Origin of the sequence: Mucilaginibacter sp. 5C4, from assembly GCF_034345625.1 — a bacterium.
GTDB classification, from domain to species: Bacteria; Bacteroidota; Bacteroidia; order Sphingobacteriales; family Sphingobacteriaceae; genus Mucilaginibacter; species Mucilaginibacter aurantiaciroseus.
On sequence record NZ_CP133775.1, the window covers coordinates 747927 to 763210 of the forward strand.

The following is a 15284-nucleotide window of genomic DNA, read 5'->3' on the forward strand; positions in this document are numbered from 1 at the left end:
TGGATTAAATGTAGGAAGAATTGCTGAAAAGCGAAAGGGGCGTTAATTCCTGACAGCGCTAAGGAAATCGGTAATGTTCTGCTCGCCGATTTCATTGGTAAACTCAACACTTTCAAACTCGTGCCAAGTATGGTCTATCTCGTTATCCCATGTGCCTAAGTGCAGGTCGGGCACATTCCATTTGTCGGCATAGAACCAGGTATCATCAATTAGTTTTGAGAGGATGTGTTTCTCAATTTCTGCTAACGCGATGTTTGTCGGGTTGTTGAAGATTATGAAACTGTGATTTTTGTAATTGGCATCGTCGCGATAGCGGTAAAAGAATTTGATGTTTGGCATAGGGCTAAATTAGCCGGATGCGCGGTTGGTGTCAATCGGATATAAGTGAAGTTTAGCCTTTAAAACGGCCGTTATGGATCTTCAGAAATTCTACATCTGGAAAAAACTTCTTTGGCTCTATTAAAGATTTTCCATCGTATGCGATAAAGTTTTCTCGGATGCTTTGGATGTTAGTGCTGTTCATCAGGATAGAAGACACTTTGATCTTCAAATCCTCAGTAATAGTTATCAGCCCTCTCTCAAAAGCTTTATCGTGCAGATTATTTAAAGCTAAACCATTGCGAGGGTTAAGCCGATTGCCTGCATCCAAGCTCCACGGTAAAATATGACTTGCAATTAATAACTCCGGTTGATTAATGCCGGTGATACAACAGGTATCAGCAAAATTGCTCAGAACCATTTTTCTGAATACGGTTTGGTCCAATCGAACAACTACTTGTCGGATAGCTTCCCTGCCCACCATCGTTTCAGGTTCTATTAGCTCGATAGGATTAAGCTGCTCAATAGTAGTATGCTTCTTTTGGGCGAGCAGTGTTTCGCTTTCAATAAACAATTCATCCCAATTGTTCATGTATTCGTTCCAAACTTCACGGTCGAGCTTGCTTACGTTTGGCAAGCCTTTAACGCCTCTTTCTAAAAGCTTAGGGTCGAAACTCGCGAAGTTACCCAGCTTACGGGCAACAGCAGCTGGAGAACGGCCAATAAGCAAAGCCCACTCCTTAACAATAGCGTTGCCAGCACTCATCTTTCCGAAAGGGATTTTAGAGTACAGGTTTATTGCTAAAAGTAATTGCTCTTTTGTCCAAAGCGTTTGGCCTTCTTTCATGATTATTCTTCTACCTCGAAAAATACATGTTTACATCCGATATTTAAACACTCCTCAATTTTTAATTTAAGAAGCGTATGTAGAAAATCGGATATTTGATTAGTTCTTGCGCCACAAATGGGGCAAGTTGTAGGCTGGTCGCTAATTAGGTAGTAAGCATTCATTTAATAAATATAGCAATCGTACAAAAGAGTACAAGCTTTTATCATTAAACCTAATAACAAAAACCAAGCTGTCCCATTCCGTCCCATTCAGAAACCAGTGGGACACCCCTCTGAAAATGAATAAGTTATTGACAGTTAGTTTGTTGATTCTAAAATAGAAAAGTAAAACTCTAACTGAAATTGTAAATTATAAAATGCAATTTGCTGTAATACAGCCTATTCCGTATTTGTAATGTGGTGTGTAATATTTAGTGGGACACCCTTGACCTTTGGCCTTTCACCTCAAAACATCAATACTGCCCAATACTCAACAACACCAATGTGCAAGCATAGTCGGTTTCGATGCCATTTTGGTGCGCTAATTGGCGAAGTTCGGTGTTTTCGGTGCCGGGGTTAAATATGATGCGTTTGGGGCGGGTGTTAATGATATAATCGTACAGGGGTGGTTGGTTTTGCGGGCCTATGTACAGGGTAATAGTGTCTATATCGGTGTGGATAGTTTCGGGCTTTTCGATGGATACGCCGGCAACTTCGCCGGTTTTAATGCCAACGTTTACGATGCTGTGCCCTTTGCCCACCAAGCGGTTGGCGGCAAGGTAAGCGTATCGGCTTGCGTCGGGCGTGGCGCCCAGTATCAGTGTTTTTTTATCGGCCATGTAAGTATAACGTGTGGGGCGGTTGTTTAGTTTGCAGTTTTGGTTTGGCAGGTTGCACGTTTACAATCGGGTGAATTATCTCTTTTTTAAAAATTCGGTTTTAAGTACAATGTTCATGCCCTCAATTTTGCAGTCCACTTCGCCGTCGTCATCCGTCAGGCGGATCTTTTTTACCAGTGTGCCCTGTTTTAGGGTAACGCCGCCACCTTTTACTTTTAAGCTTTTAATGAGGGTAACGCTGTCGCCATCGTTAAGGGTATTGCCATTGCTGTCTTTTACGTTAGATTCTGCCATGGGCAAAGCTAAAGATATCCGTTAGCTTATTGCTATATAAATCGTCGACTTTTCTATCGAAGATTGCCACGCTATCGCTCGCAATTGTAAGGGTTACGTAATTCGGTAACAGAATCAGGTATTTTATTTGTTGTTTAGGGAGACCATATCTATAGGTTTTTTCCCATTAATACCTTGATGTGGTCTTTCCCAGTTATAGTAAACGAGGTATTTTAACAATTCATCTTCTAATTCTTCCAGGCTATCAAAATCTGTTTCTTCGATAAGATCTTCTTTTAAAGTTCTCCAGAATCGTTCAACCTTACCGTTAGTTTGTGGTCTGTAGGGTTTCATGTAACGGCGTTTAATGCCAGTCTCCATTAGCATTCTTTCAAACGGGTGCTTTTTTTTGTTTTGACTGGAAAATGGCCCAAACTCAGGACCGTTGTCTGCGATCATTTCCTCGAACTGTATACCGAACTCCCGCTTGATTGCCTGCATGCAATGCATAGCAGTAAACATGGTGGTTAGCGCGGTAATGTCTTCCATCACCTGTGCCCATGCTACGCGTGAGTAATCATCCAGCACAAACAGGAGATAAAGCCTCCTGTTTTGCCCCCTGATCACACTTTTGCTTAAATGATGACAGTCAATATGCCCTAATTGGCCCATACGTTCCTTAATGATCTTTACCTTTACTTCCCGGTCTGCCGGCTTTAAACGGTTCCGGTTATGCCGCTTCAGGACATTGTATACACCTGAAGGTGATGGTGTAAAGTTATTTGATTTCTGTTTAAGTTGATTCGTGATCTCAAACTTATTGCAACCACGGTCCCGCAGGTCTAATATCTGCTGCTCATCCTGTTCGGACGGCCTGCGCTTACCATACTTAGGTCCGCGCTTACCAGGCAACAGATCATCTTCGTTACCCGACTGCTTGAAAAGATTGTAATACTTTAAGAAAGCCCTTGCATCTGTATCGTGAGCCAAATAGAAATCTTTGGCAAACCTGAAATGGGGATGCTCCCGGCGTTTTACCTGTTCGTACTCACCAATCAGAAAACGGTATTTACTTAAATAATTCCGTTTTAAAGTAAGGTCATTATTAATGTTCCGCATAACGTTGTAGCTTTAATTCTTTAAAGCTAATTCTGTTACCGAATTAGTTGACCTTTACAGCAATGACGCGCGTAGAGAGGGGATAGAAACGAAAAAGGCTCCGATAATTCGGAGCCTTTCTAATATTTAGTCGTTACAATTATTTGGTAACGTACATTACTTCTTTTACTGCTTTAACCACACGCTCGGGGTTTGGCAGGTATTCCTGTATCAGGGTTGGTGCGTACGGCAATGGTACGTCGCCACCTGTTATGCGCAATACCGGTGCATCCAAGTAATCGAACGCGTCTTTTTGTACTTTAAATGCTATCTCGGTAGCAATAGAACCTAAAGGCCAGCTTTCTTCCACAATTACCAAACGGTTTGTTTTTTTAACCGAAGCAATTACGGTATCGTAATCAATAGGGCGTACGGTACGTAAATCAATAACCTCTGCGTGGATGCCTTCTTTTTCAAGTTCGGCAGCAGCGGCGTTAACCACTTTCATTATTTTACCAAAACCAACTAAAGTAACATCGCTGCCTTGTTTAGTTACGTTTGCTTTACCTATTTCAATGTAGTAAGTTTCTTCGGGCACTTCACCTTTATCGCCATACATCAACTCAGATTCCATAAAAATAACCGGATCCGGATCTATAATAGCTGATTTTAAAAGGCCTTTTGCATCGTAAGGGTTTGATGGAACAACCACTTTTAAGCCGGGGCAGTTTGCATACCAGTTTTCGAAACACTGGCTGTGCTGCGAGCTTAACATACCCGCGTTACCTGTTGGGCCGCGGAATACAATTGGCACAGAGAACTGGCCACCACTCATCGACATAATTTTAGCTGCACCGTTGATGATCTGATCGATAGCTACCAACGAGAAATTGAACGTCATGAACTCGATAATTGGCTTCAAACCATTCATGGCCGAACCTATGCCTATACCGGCAAAGCCTAATTCAGAGATAGGCGTATCTATAACACGTTTAGCACTGAACTCGTCAAGCATACCCTGGCTTACTTTGTAGGCACCGTTGTATTCGGCAACTTCTTCACCCATTAGGTACACATTCTCATCCTTGCGCATTTCTTCCTGCATTGCTTCCCTAAGCGCTTCCCTGAATTGTATTTCTCTCATTATGTTGTTAAAATGAAGTTTTTTACGACCGCAAATATAATCACTAATGTGTAAAATGCAATTACGTAAAGGCACTATAAGTTTTTATGTATTATTTGTTACATTCGGCTAAACAAACCTAAGCACATGAAATTCCCATCGTTAAAAAATCTGACCCAGGGCGCGCTGGTAACTATCAAACGTTTCCCGTTCGAGGTGCTGTTTGCGTTGGCAGGGACTATTGCAGGGATCACCAAGATTGAGCTATCGTTGCTAAACCGCGTAAACGAAGATTGGTGCCTGCGCATAATAATGATAGCCAATCTGGGCTTACTGCTTAGTTTATGTACCACTTTATATACCGAAAGCAAAGAAATTACAGGAGCGAAAAAATCAGGTCTCAGAATAGCCGCCTTTGCTTTTAGCATCCTGCTGATATTTATGATTAACCCCGGCGAGCATCAGGCTGATTATATCCGGTTTTTCCTGTTCAGTTTATCATTCCACCTAATGGTAGCGTTCGCGGCGTTTACCAGCAGGGATCACATCCAGGGCTTTTGGCAATTTAATAAAACGCTGTTTCTGCGGTTTTTAACAAGCGTATTATATAGCGTGGTGCTGTTTTTGGGACTGGCTGCCGCGATTAGTTCCATGAATTTCCTGTTTAATTTTAAGTTCGAATGGGATACCTTTGCCATCCTTTGGTCATGTATTGTTGGGATGTTCAGCACAATCTTTTTCCTGGCGGGAGTGCCTGCCGATACCAAAGCGCTCGATACCGACTTTAGTTATCCCAAGGGATTAAAAGTATTTACACAATATGTGCTTATACCGCTGGCAACCGTTTATGTTGCCATATTGTTAGCGTACGAGATAAAGATTTTGGTGCAATGGCAATTACCAAAGGGCCTTGTTTCTAATCTGATATTAGGTTATGCCGTTTTTGGGGTGTTATCTCTTTTGCTGGTTTACCCCATACGTGAGCAGGCCGAAAACAAATGGCTTAAAACCTACGCCCGCAGTTTTTATTTTCTGCTGATACCGCTTTTGGGTCTATTGTTTACTGCCGCGGGCACACGCTTATTCCGTTATGGTATAACAGAGATGCGTTACTTTTTGATACTGTTGGCTTTTTGGCTGCTCTTCATCACCATATATTTCCTGGTATCTAAAAAGCAAAATATTAAGCTGATCCCTATATCGCTTTCCATTCTAACGTTGTTATCAATTTACGGGCCGCAGAGCGCTTTCCAGGTATCGATGTATTCGCAAAGGCGTGTGCTGGTGGAGGTTTTTAAAAAGAACAATGCTTTTAGGGATGATAAATTTACTGCGATAGATAGCACCAAAATAAGTAAGCGTGATGGCAGCAAGGCTGTTGCTACTTTAGATTACCTGATATCGAAGCATGACCTGACATCGTTACAGCCATATTTTAATCAGGACTTGAGCAAAGTGGCCGATTCGTTATCGAAAAATATAAGAACGCTTAATAACGGTAGCCGGTCGGATGTTTACTTATCCGACTATGAACTGCGGGAAAGAAAGTTAACCTGGGCAAAAAAACGTTTAGGCCTTAACGCGTTCGACGGTTATTGGAACGATGGTGAGGAACCGGTAATAACAAAATACGAAAGCATTATTTACCGGACAGAAAGTGACGATACTTATACCATTAATGGCTACGATTATATGATAGATATGGCCGCGGTTAATTCGGCGGATACAGCAAATACAAAGCTTGATGGTATGGCTATTGAGAAAACCTCATTGGGTTACGATAAATTTACATTAAAGATAAATAACCAGATTTTTACCTTTAATGTTAAACCAAGCATTGATAGTTTAAACAATAAAAAATTGAATAAAGGATACCCGCCAATATTAAAAGGGGAGCCAAATAATTATTTGATACCTGCTAATAAGTTGTTTTTTACACAAGAAAACAACATGTTTAAAGTAACGCTAAGAATAAAACGCGTGACCATTGGCGGGTTCAATGACAAGGGGGTCAACTTTTTAAACGGTTATTACCTAATCAAAAAGAAGTAACAGGCAATCCCGAAAAAGCCAATATCAAATTGGCATCGGGTATGTTTTCAATATAATCCACCTTGCGCGAGTATTGCCCCACGCCGGGATAGTCGCCCCGGGCATCGCCAATATCCAGCATCAATTGAAAATGAAGGTGCGGCGGCCAGTGGCCGTTTTCTGTTGCGTGGCCCAAGGTTGCTATTTGTTGGTTTATGCTGATGGATTGGCCAATCTGCAATTCTACCAAACTCGCGCGGCTTAAATGCCCGTATAAACTATATAGGGTTAACCCATCCAAATCATGTTGCAGAATGATGCATGGCCCGTAATCGCCAAAATTGTCGTTATCTGCAAAGCTGTGTACGGTGCCTGCTAAAGGAGAGTAGACTGGCGTGCCGGCATTGCCCCAGATGTCTACCCCAAGGTGTAGGCGGCGTGGCTCGTAGTCCGTATCAAATAAAGCGCTGCGATTATAAATGGTGCGATGCTCCATGTAGCCGCCAATGCCATAGCGGGCGTTATTATCACTAAGTTTTTTGTTTATCCACTGGCTAAAGGCTTCGGTATCGGCAACCAGTTCGGGAGTTAATTCCGCGTTGGCGGCGGTAAAGTCGAGCGGGTATAGCTTATCGCTTTTAACATCAAAGTCCACCACTTTGCCAATGGCACCGGGGTGGACTTTGATATAAGCTGCTAATTTTTCGGTAGCAAGCATAGTATTTTAACTTTCTTCTTCGGTATCGGGCTGGCGTGGCTCATGGCTTATTTTGTCGAAGATCTTCTCCATGCGCTCTACGTATTCGCTGGTATCATCAACAAAAAACTCCAGTTGGGGTATCACCCTCACCTGGTCTTTGATGCGGGCACCAAGCTTATAGCGAATCTCCGACGCATGCAATTTAATGGTTTGCAGCGCGGTTTGGTTATCGGTATTGTTAAAAAAGCTCAGGAAGATGCGGGCGATGGCCAGATCGGGCGTAACGCGGACCTTGGTAATTGTAACCAACGTGTGCGGAAGGTAATTCATGCCCTCGCGTTGAAATATCGCGGCCAGGTCCTGCTGTATTACCCCGGCAAATTTTTGCTGACGTTTAGATTCCATAGTATTTAAATAAACGCCGCTGGGGCGAATGAGTTTTTAATTATTATTTGGCGAAGGTAATGGTTAAAGCTAATGAATTGAAAATGGCCTGCAAAATAGTGTTGGTAAAAGCCTCACCTAATCCTCTCCAAAGGAGAGGCCTTAAAAAAGTTTTGCCCCCCTCTCCATTGGAGAGGGCTGGGGCGAGGCTACAAATCCTGTTTTATCTCATCCAGCCTTTTAACGCTTAGGCTCGAGCTAATACCCGATGCAATTACCGCTATTACTGTAACGGTTAAAAACACCAAACCAATATCGCTTAGCTTAAAGGCAACGGGGTAAGCATCAAGTACAGATAATGCCGAACCCATTTTAATGAAGCCGAACTGCTTTTGTATTAAACAAACAATAAGCCCCAATGCCAGGCCGGTAACACAGCCGATAAAAGAGATCATCATCCCCTCAAAAAAGAAAATGCGTTGTATCAGGCCCTTGTTAGCACCCAGGCTGGTTAGTATGGCAATGTCCTTCCGTTTATCTATCACCAACATAGTTAACGAACCAATGATGTTAAATATGGCAATGATGAGCACAAACGTGAGGATCATAAATATAGACCAGCGCTCGTAATTGATGGTTTTGTAAAGCTCGGTGTTCTGCTCCTTGCGGTTGCGGATGGTGAAGCTTTTGCCTATGCGCTCTTCCATGGCTTCCTGCACTTGATCAAGGTCGGTGCCTGTTTTATAATTTAACTCTAATGACGATACCTGGTTGGGCTGGTCGAGCAGGTCGCGGGTAAATTCTATGGGGGTGATGATGAGGCCGTCAAAATCCTGCTGTATACCAAAAACGCCCGAGGGTTGTATAGACCGGAAAACAAAATCGTTCATAGGGTCGGTAGAGGTGCCCGCATTCCGCCTTGGCGAAAAGACCTGTAGCGATGTAAACTGGTTCTTTAAACTCACCCCCAAACTACCCTGCACGGTTGAACCAATCACCGCAAAATTTTCTCCCTTATCTTTCAGCGTAAATGAACCAAACTGGATGGTACTGTCCAGCATCCGTCCCTTTAAAAAGTCGTCGCTCACGCCTTTAACCGTAGCAATGAAGGATCTACCCGAGTATCGGATCAACGCCTTCTCCTGTAATACCTGGGTATAGGATACCACCCGTACATCTTTCCCAAGCGCGTTAAAATAAGGCGTGTTTGGGTCGAAGGTTTTGCCCATGCGGGGCTCTATCTTCAACTCGGGCGTAAAGTTGCTGTATAGCGACAAGATGACACTTTCCAACCCATTAAACACCGAAAGGATAATGATAAGCGCCGCGCTGCCAACCAGTACACCCAATATGGAGATACCCGATATAATGTTGATGGCGTGCGTCTGTTTTTTAGAGAACAGGTACCTTTTAGCTATGTAGATGGAGGTGTTCAAATGCGTTTTATATTACAAATATGGGTTGGTTTGTTTTTCGTAACCGATGGTAGTTTCGGGGCCATGGCCGGGGTAAACCGTACAATCATCGGGCAGGGAAAAAAGTTTTTCTTCGATATTTTTTACCAGCGTGCTAAAATCACCTCCGGGCAGATCGGTACGGCCAATGCTGTTGCGGAATAGCACGTCGCCGCCTATCAGAATATTAGCTCCCTTGTCATAAAAGCACAAATGCGCAGGCGAATGGCCGGGCGCGAAGATCAATTCCAATTCGGTATTTCCAAATTTAACGGTGCCTGTTTCGAGCAGGTAAGTATCCGGCAGCGGCGATGGCTCGTACCTTAAACCCATTGATGGCGCATAGGCCACAACAGCGGCTAAAGTATCCGATTCGCCTTTGTGGAATTGTGGTTTTAAGCCGTACTGGTCAAATACAAATTTATTACCCAGCACATGGTCGATATGGCAGTGTGTGTTTAAAAGCAAAACAGGCTTTAGGTTATTGTCTTTAATAAAATTGGTAACCGTGTTTTGCTCGGCAGCCGTGTACATACCCGGGTCGATGATCGCGCATTCGCCGGTTTCATCAAACAATAAATAGGTATTCTCCTGGTAGGGGTTATTTACAAAGGATTGAACGGTAGCCATGATGCAAAAGTAAGGAAATAGTTTATACCACTCTTATGCAATGGTGAGCTTGTCGAACCATTTGCGAACAGACCAACTCGCGTCCTTCGACAGGCTCAGGATGACAGGCTCACCGCCTCTTTAATTCTTCCACCTAAAGCTCTTGATCATCAGATCCACATCCTTCTTTATAAAATTAAGTACGGGTTGGATAGAGTCAAGCCTCGGTTCGGAGTTAAAGTAAAGTGCGCCGCGCAGGTAGTGTTTGGTGCTATCCGTAAGGTAAAATTGTGCCGATGATGCCGCGTTGCCGTCAATGGTATAGTAAATGCCATAAACCTTGCGGTCGGGGTAGGCAATTACGCCTTCATCTATAGAAGTTGCTTTTACGCTATGCTTAAAACTTAACTTGTGGGCATCCTCTATCAACTCATTAAATTCTTTTTTGGACGTGATAGACTCGTAGCTTAAATGCAGTGTGGCGTTAAACTGCGGGAACTGGATATTTTGCCAGCAAGGTTTTGCACCCCTGGATTTATCAGGCTCCACCTTGCTGTATTTTGGGTAATCGAACGTAAAGGGGCAGCCTTCGGTGTAGGGCTGGTATTGTTTTGCAGGATAAACAATGCGGTAATAACCCCTCGGTTTTGGCGAATAGTCGGCATTGCCGCCGCAGGCAGCCAAAAACAGTACAACTATTAAAAGCACAAAATATCTCACGGGTGTTTTTGTTTTGAGTTCCATATTTCCCAGGCCTTTTCTGCCTGCAATACTAACATTTCATATCCATTTTTTGTAGCGGCACCCTGTTCCGCACCCTTTTTCAGGAAAAGCGTTTGTTCCGGGTTGTAGATCAGGTCAAACAAAAGGTGGTCTTCTGTTACACCCTCGTAAGGGATTGGCGGGCATTCATCCACATTGGGGTGTGTACCAATAGGCGTTGTATTGATGATGAGTTTATTATCCGCGATATCCTTAACCGTCAAATCGTTGAATAAAATATTGCCTTCGGCAGTTTTGCGGGTTACGCATTTGTAGGGGATGTCTTTATTATCCAGTACGCACTTTACGGCCCTTGCCGCGCCGCCGTCGCCCAGGATCAAAGCGGTCTCGTGCTTATCCGTCAGTAGCGGACTTAGCGACATTTCAAATCCGTAAATATCAGTATTGTATCCCTCCAACCTAAAATCGTGGCCTTTTACACCCACCTCGCCGGAGAAGGCTGCCTGTAACGGGCTTTCTGATGTGATTCGGATACAGTTTACCGCACCTGCGCCTTTGGCGTCATGTTCAATCCAATCCAGGTATTGTAAAACGTTTACTTTGTGGGGGATGGTTACGTTAAGGCCGCAAAGGGTTGGGTTCTCATGTAGTAATTTTGGCAGGTCGTCAATATTTTCGAGGGGGTAAAGCTCGTAGGTGCAATCCTCGATCTTTTCTGTTTCAAATTTCTCGGTAAAGTATTTTTTAGAGAATGAGTGTGTTAGCGGGAACCCGATTAGGCCATAATGTTTCATTGCCGGCAGTTTTATAAAAGTGTAATATTAGCAACAATACGGCAACAATAATAGTTTTTTCTGTTTTATACCGGTGCTTTCACCAGCGCTGTAAAAGCGGTCAATTATGCGGTTAATGTTTGTCGTTACGGCAAATACGAGGGGCGTAGGGTTTTGCCCTTCGCGGATGTTGGCTGTAGCCTGCATCCATTTTGGACCATAAAGGTTGCTTTTGTTTCTTTTTTTGATAAAATAAAAAAGCCGTCCGAAATGTCGGGACGGCTTTAAATATTTAGAAGGCGGTTTCCTTATTTAATACATTCAAATTTCACAACCAGTTCCCAGCGTTTTGGGTTTTCTACAAGTTTAAACATCGGGTCGGAGGAGTCGTTAAGTTCGCATCTGCGGATGTTGGTAAAACCGGCATCGCTCAATTCTTTCTCAGTCGACTCCCAATCCCACAACCAAAGATGTTCTAAATAACCAAACATGTGTTTGGTAACGGCTTTGAAACTGCGCGGCCTTACCTCAACGCCCATCATCATGCGTTTAATAAGGGTTATAGATGCTTCCGGGTCGTGCTTTACGTCTTTATCGGTAATGTAATCGCGCACCAGGGTTTCCAGGTCGGGCATAACAATGCGGAAGATGCCGCCCGGTTTAAGCATTTTATAAGTATTGCGTAATGCTATCCTAAAATGCTCTAACGACATATGCTCTAACACGTGCGAGCAATAAACGCCTTCGGCAGTACCATCTTTTATACCCGGCAGCCCTTTGGTGATATCGCCGTACTGTACGTTTTTATCAAATACTTGCCCAAGGCTTTTCTTCAATAGAAAACCTAAAATCGGCGTGTTTTGAATGGCAAGGGTAGGCGATACATCAAAATTTTTCCATTCGGCAGGGGCGGATTGGCCACAGCCATAATGGACGTATAACTTATTATCAGACATTTTAGAAGGGAGATTTTCTTACGGTTAAAAACTTTTTTGTCGTTTTAAAGGTAGCTGATTTGTAATGAAATATAAAGGCGTTAAGGTGTTAAAATTAGAACAATTCGCTCTTTTTATCGTACAAGCCATTAAATTCAAAGCGTTTTATTATTAGTTTAGCAATAAATAAAGCAACCATGTTAAATAACCGTAATATATTATGCATTAGCGGTACCGAGTGGAACGGTAATTATATTAAAGCGGTTGTTGAACTGATGAAGGTTTTATCTACCCAAAACCGCATCCTTTTTGTGGAGAATGCCTACACTTATAAAGATGCCCTTGCCGGTGTTAGCGATAAGGATAAAATAGATTTTAAAAAAGTGCTCGGCCTTAAAACCCGCATTCGCACCATAAAAACAGATAATGGCGGCACGGTGCATATTTTGTTCCCGCCGTTGGTTTTCCCGGTTAACTTTTTGCCGCACAGTGCATTGTATAACAAACTGATAAAATTTAACGCATGGCTGTTGCGTCGCGTTGTTAAAAAAGCGCTGAAGAAGCTGAACATGCAGAACGAACTGATCAACTTTACCTCGTTTAACCCTGGTATGGGGCTCATGACCGGCCATACCTTTGGCGAGAAAACCCTGATATACCATTGTTACGACGAGATAAAAGGAGCACCATACTGGCTTGCAAGGCACGGCCTGCGGCTGGAAGAAGGCTTTTTAAAAATGGTTGATGCTACTATTGTAACCTCGCAGGGATTATATGACAGCAAAAAAGACTTTACCAAACAGTGCTTCATCGTAAAGAATGCCGTAAAGGTTGATCTGTTTAAAAAAGGGTTTAACAGTACGCCTAACCCGGGCAAAAAGGTGGTAGGGTATGTGGGCACTATTGACGACCGCAGCGATTACGACCTGTTGCACCACCTGTTCACCAGCATGCCCGATGCCGAGTTTATGTTTGTGGGCCGCATATTAAGCGAACGCGGGTTGGCTATCCTCAAAAAATATCCCAACGTAAAAATTGAGGGGCCAAAAATGCCCGAGCAATTGCCGCCATACCTGCAAAGTTTTTCGGTTGGTATTATACCTTTTGTGAAGGACGATTTTACGAAGGGCATTTACCCAATGAAGATAAACGAATACCTGGCGGCGGGCCTGCCGGTAGTAAGTACCGCTTTTGGTGATATTACCGATTTTGCAAGCCTCATTAAAATAACCGACGATAAAGAAACGTTCCTGCAATACTTGCTGTCGGAAATTGCAGATGACACGGCCGGGAAACGCCTTGCCCGTTTAAAAACTGCTGAAAGCAACACCTGGGATAAGCGCGCCGAAGAACTTTCTACCGTAATTGAGCAGGTAGAGGCCGGTTTGAAATAAAACCAGCCTAAAGCCCAATTCATCAAGCGGGAAAAATTTCCGTTATTTGAGCATCCATTTATGAACCCGTACCAACAAAAACGCCGCTGGAAATATTTTTTGCTTGCCTTTGCCGTAGTCATCGCCAGTGGGTCGGTTTTTTATACCAGTTACCTGGTGCGCAATATTGCCAAAAGCGAGCGTACGCGCGCGCAGGTGTGGGCGCTAAGCATGAAACAGATAGGCAATACTTACGATAATGATTTCTTGTCGTACGTGTTTTCTGTGCGGGATAGCTTGGTGGTGCCCGCCCTGGTTACAGATGCTAAAGGGGATTTTTTGTTTACCCGCGGGCTTGATGCAACCAAAACATTTCTGGGTTATGATAAAGAAGAATTAAAGCAACGCAAGCTTAGATACGACCCGCAGTATTTTAAAGATGAGCTGGCTTACATGAAAAAGCAGCACGCGCCTATAAAACTTACTACTGTTTTAAACGAAACCTGGCTGGTTTACTATAAAGATTCGCCGCTGCTTATGCAGTTAAAGATGTTCCCCTACATTCAGTTATCGGTCATCGCTATATTTTTAGTTGTGGCTTATACCGCGTTCAGTTCGTCAAGGAAATCGGAACAGAACCAGGTTTGGGTAGGTTTGGCTAAAGAGACCGCGCACCAGCTGGGTACACCCATATCATCGCTAATGGCGTGGATAGAGCTGATAAAAGATAAGTTTAATGCCGAGGATGACCCGCTGATGGCCGAGATGGAGAATGATGTGAAGCGACTGGAAATAGTTGCCGACCGCTTCTCAAAAATTGGCTCGAAACCTAAACTGGAAGATCACCCTGTTTATGAGGTAGTGAAAGAGTTTGTAGATTATTTTAGCGTTCGCGTGAGCAATAAAATAAGTTTTGAGCTAACCGGTAACCGCCGGTTGGTTGCCGGGTTAAACATCCCGCTGTTTGATTGGGTGCTGGAGAACTTACTGAAGAATGCCGTTAATGCTATTGACGGTACAGGCAGCATTAAAGTACAGATCCACGGCAGCAAGCAAAAAAAACAGATATTTATTGATATTACCGATACAGGTAAAGGAATCCCGCGGTCTAAATTTGACACGGTGTTTCAGCCGGGGTACACTACCCGCCAGCGTGGTTGGGGTTTGGGGTTATCGCTTACCAAGCGTATCATCCAAAATTACCACGACGGGCAAATATTTGTAAAGGATAGCGAGCTGGGAAAAGGTACCACATTTAGGATAGTTTTAAAAACAGTAAAATATGATAAGCAAGCCAAACTCTGACGATTACGCGGCCTACGCTACCGGTTATGTAAACAAAGTGCCTGATGGTGCCGATGTTTTGCAGGTATTATTAGATAACCAAATCAAAACCTACAACCTGTTTCATAACATGACGGATGCCCAGGCGATGCATGCTTATGCCGAAGGTAAGTGGACATTGAAAGAAGTGCTTGGGCATATGATAGATACCGAGCGGGTGTTCTCTTTCCGCGCGTTTGTGTTCTCGCGAGAGGATATTTCCTTGCCGGGATTTGATCAGGAAACTTATGTGTTCAGCACCGATTTTAACAGCCGCACCATCCAAAGCCTGGCCGATGAATTTAAGGCGGTTAGGGAGGCTACATTGTTTTTGTACAGATCATTTAGCGCCGAGCAATTAAAACGAAGCGGCGTAGCCAGCGGGGCGCTGGTTAAAGTAGGTGCATTGGTTTACATTACCGCCGGGCACGAAATTTACCACCTCGATATTATTAAGGAACGATACCTTTAATAAAAAGCGGCCTTAATTAATTGGGGCC

At 43.5% G+C, this 15284-nt stretch carries 17 protein-coding genes; 4 read left to right on the forward strand and 13 right to left on the reverse strand.

What is annotated here, in order from left to right:
• Positions 1-42: 42 nt before the first annotated feature.
• The 6 genes from RHM67_RS03525 to RHM67_RS03550 form a co-directional block, all read right to left on the reverse strand.
• Complete coding sequence (locus RHM67_RS03525) at positions 43-339, reverse strand: hypothetical protein (protein WP_322230663.1); 297 nt, start codon at positions 337-339, stop codon at positions 43-45.
• 52 nt (positions 340-391) lie between these two features.
• Positions 392-1165: an HNH endonuclease gene (locus tag RHM67_RS03530; RefSeq protein ID WP_322230664.1), complete on the reverse strand. Its 774-nt coding sequence runs from the start codon at positions 1163-1165 to the stop codon at positions 392-394.
• Between the two features lie 454 nt (positions 1166-1619).
• Positions 1620-1985: a CoA-binding protein gene (locus RHM67_RS03535; RefSeq protein ID WP_322230665.1), complete on the reverse strand. Its 366-nt coding sequence runs from the start codon at positions 1983-1985 to the stop codon at positions 1620-1622.
• Between the two features lie 75 nt (positions 1986-2060).
• Complete coding sequence (locus RHM67_RS03540; RefSeq protein WP_322230667.1) at positions 2061-2279, reverse strand: zinc ribbon domain-containing protein YjdM; 219 nt, start codon at positions 2277-2279, stop codon at positions 2061-2063.
• Positions 2280-2402: 123 nt separating this feature from the next.
• Positions 2403-3377: an integrase core domain-containing protein gene (locus RHM67_RS03545; RefSeq protein WP_322230669.1), complete on the reverse strand. Its 975-nt coding sequence runs from the start codon at positions 3375-3377 to the stop codon at positions 2403-2405.
• Positions 3378-3516: 139 nt separating this feature from the next.
• On the reverse strand, positions 3517-4500 hold the full coding sequence (locus tag RHM67_RS03550; RefSeq protein ID WP_322230671.1) for a pyruvate dehydrogenase complex E1 component subunit beta: 984 nt from the start codon (positions 4498-4500) through the stop codon (positions 3517-3519).
• 126 nt (positions 4501-4626) lie between these two features.
• Between RHM67_RS03550 and RHM67_RS03555 the strand changes: the two genes are divergently transcribed.
• A complete protein-coding gene (locus tag RHM67_RS03555) occupies positions 4627-6531 on the forward strand; it encodes a DUF4153 domain-containing protein (protein ID WP_322230673.1) in 1905 nt (634 codons plus the stop codon).
• Here RHM67_RS03555 and RHM67_RS03560 read toward each other — a convergent pair.
• From RHM67_RS03560 to RHM67_RS03590, 7 genes are all read right to left on the reverse strand, one after another.
• Positions 6518-7228: a peptidoglycan DD-metalloendopeptidase family protein gene (locus RHM67_RS03560; RefSeq protein ID WP_322230675.1), complete on the reverse strand. Its 711-nt coding sequence runs from the start codon at positions 7226-7228 to the stop codon at positions 6518-6520. The genes RHM67_RS03555 and RHM67_RS03560 overlap by 14 nt on opposite strands.
• A 6-nt stretch (positions 7229-7234) precedes the next feature.
• Positions 7235-7615 carry a 30S ribosome-binding factor RbfA gene (gene rbfA, locus RHM67_RS03565; protein ID WP_252757573.1) on the reverse strand — a complete coding sequence of 127 codons (381 nt, stop codon included), beginning with the start codon at positions 7613-7615 and terminating at the stop codon, positions 7235-7237.
• A 188-nt stretch (positions 7616-7803) separates the two neighbouring features.
• Positions 7804-9030 carry an FtsX-like permease family protein gene (locus RHM67_RS03570; protein WP_322230677.1) on the reverse strand — a complete coding sequence of 409 codons (1227 nt, stop codon included), beginning with the start codon at positions 9028-9030 and terminating at the stop codon, positions 7804-7806.
• Positions 9031-9042: 12 nt separating this feature from the next.
• Entirely contained in the window at positions 9043-9678 is a 636-nt protein-coding gene (locus tag RHM67_RS03575) for an MBL fold metallo-hydrolase (RefSeq protein ID WP_322230679.1), read from the reverse strand.
• Between the two features lie 120 nt (positions 9679-9798).
• Positions 9799-10401: a gliding motility lipoprotein GldD gene (gldD, locus tag RHM67_RS03580; RefSeq protein WP_322230680.1), complete on the reverse strand. Its 603-nt coding sequence runs from the start codon at positions 10399-10401 to the stop codon at positions 9799-9801.
• Positions 10374-11174: a shikimate dehydrogenase gene (locus RHM67_RS03585; RefSeq protein ID WP_322230682.1), complete on the reverse strand. Its 801-nt coding sequence runs from the start codon at positions 11172-11174 to the stop codon at positions 10374-10376. Before RHM67_RS03585 ends, gldD begins: the two co-directional genes overlap by 28 nt.
• Before the next feature lie 287 nt (positions 11175-11461).
• Positions 11462-12109, reverse strand: a complete 648-nt coding sequence (locus tag RHM67_RS03590) for a class I SAM-dependent methyltransferase (protein WP_322230684.1) — start codon at positions 12107-12109, stop codon at positions 11462-11464.
• A gap of 176 nt (positions 12110-12285) precedes the next feature.
• On the opposite strand from RHM67_RS03590, the gene RHM67_RS03595 reads away from it, so the two are divergent.
• Genes RHM67_RS03595 through RHM67_RS03605 form a run of 3 tightly spaced genes read left to right on the forward strand, consistent with a single transcriptional unit; the run spans position 12286 to position 15256 of the window.
• Positions 12286-13482 carry a glycosyltransferase gene (locus tag RHM67_RS03595; RefSeq protein ID WP_322230686.1) on the forward strand — a complete coding sequence of 399 codons (1197 nt, stop codon included), beginning with the start codon at positions 12286-12288 and terminating at the stop codon, positions 13480-13482.
• A 60-nt stretch (positions 13483-13542) separates the two neighbouring features.
• The gene (locus tag RHM67_RS03600) at positions 13543-14766 is read left to right on the forward strand and encodes a HAMP domain-containing sensor histidine kinase (protein WP_322230687.1); all 1224 of its coding nucleotides are present in this window, start codon (positions 13543-13545) and stop codon (positions 14764-14766) included.
• Positions 14744-15256: a DinB family protein gene (locus RHM67_RS03605; RefSeq protein WP_322230688.1), complete on the forward strand. Its 513-nt coding sequence runs from the start codon at positions 14744-14746 to the stop codon at positions 15254-15256. Before RHM67_RS03600 ends, RHM67_RS03605 begins: the two co-directional genes overlap by 23 nt.
• Positions 15257-15284 lie beyond the last annotated feature (28 nt).

Excerpts from the sequence above, each read along its gene's own strand:
- RHM67_RS03525 (WP_322230663.1), bottom strand. The coding sequence starts at position 339 with ATGCCAAACATCAAATTCTTTTACCGCTATCGCGACGATGCCAATTAC.
- RHM67_RS03530 (WP_322230664.1), bottom strand. The coding sequence starts at position 1,165 with ATGAAAGAAGGCCAAACGCTTTGGACAAAAGAGCAATTACTTTTAGCA.
- RHM67_RS03535 (WP_322230665.1), bottom strand. The coding sequence starts at position 1,985 with ATGGCCGATAAAAAAACACTGATACTGGGCGCCACGCCCGACGCAAGC.
- RHM67_RS03540 (WP_322230667.1), bottom strand. The coding sequence starts at position 2,279 with ATGGCAGAATCTAACGTAAAAGACAGCAATGGCAATACCCTTAACGAT.
- RHM67_RS03545 (WP_322230669.1), bottom strand. The coding sequence starts at position 3,377 with ATGCGGAACATTAATAATGACCTTACTTTAAAACGGAATTATTTAAGT.
- RHM67_RS03550 (WP_322230671.1), bottom strand. The coding sequence starts at position 4,500 with ATGAGAGAAATACAATTCAGGGAAGCGCTTAGGGAAGCAATGCAGGAA.
- RHM67_RS03555 (WP_322230673.1), top strand. The coding sequence starts at position 4,627 with ATGAAATTCCCATCGTTAAAAAATCTGACCCAGGGCGCGCTGGTAACT.
- RHM67_RS03560 (WP_322230675.1), bottom strand. The coding sequence starts at position 7,228 with ATGCTTGCTACCGAAAAATTAGCAGCTTATATCAAAGTCCACCCCGGT.
- rbfA (WP_252757573.1), bottom strand. The coding sequence starts at position 7,615 with ATGGAATCTAAACGTCAGCAAAAATTTGCCGGGGTAATACAGCAGGAC.
- RHM67_RS03575 (WP_322230679.1), bottom strand. The coding sequence starts at position 9,678 with ATGGCTACCGTTCAATCCTTTGTAAATAACCCCTACCAGGAGAATACC.
- gldD (WP_322230680.1), bottom strand. The coding sequence starts at position 10,401 with ATGGAACTCAAAACAAAAACACCCGTGAGATATTTTGTGCTTTTAATA.
- RHM67_RS03585 (WP_322230682.1), bottom strand. The coding sequence starts at position 11,174 with ATGAAACATTATGGCCTAATCGGGTTCCCGCTAACACACTCATTCTCT.
- RHM67_RS03590 (WP_322230684.1), bottom strand. The coding sequence starts at position 12,109 with ATGTCTGATAATAAGTTATACGTCCATTATGGCTGTGGCCAATCCGCC.
- RHM67_RS03595 (WP_322230686.1), top strand. The coding sequence starts at position 12,286 with ATGTTAAATAACCGTAATATATTATGCATTAGCGGTACCGAGTGGAAC.
- RHM67_RS03600 (WP_322230687.1), top strand. The coding sequence starts at position 13,543 with ATGAACCCGTACCAACAAAAACGCCGCTGGAAATATTTTTTGCTTGCC.
- RHM67_RS03605 (WP_322230688.1), top strand. The coding sequence starts at position 14,744 with ATGATAAGCAAGCCAAACTCTGACGATTACGCGGCCTACGCTACCGGT.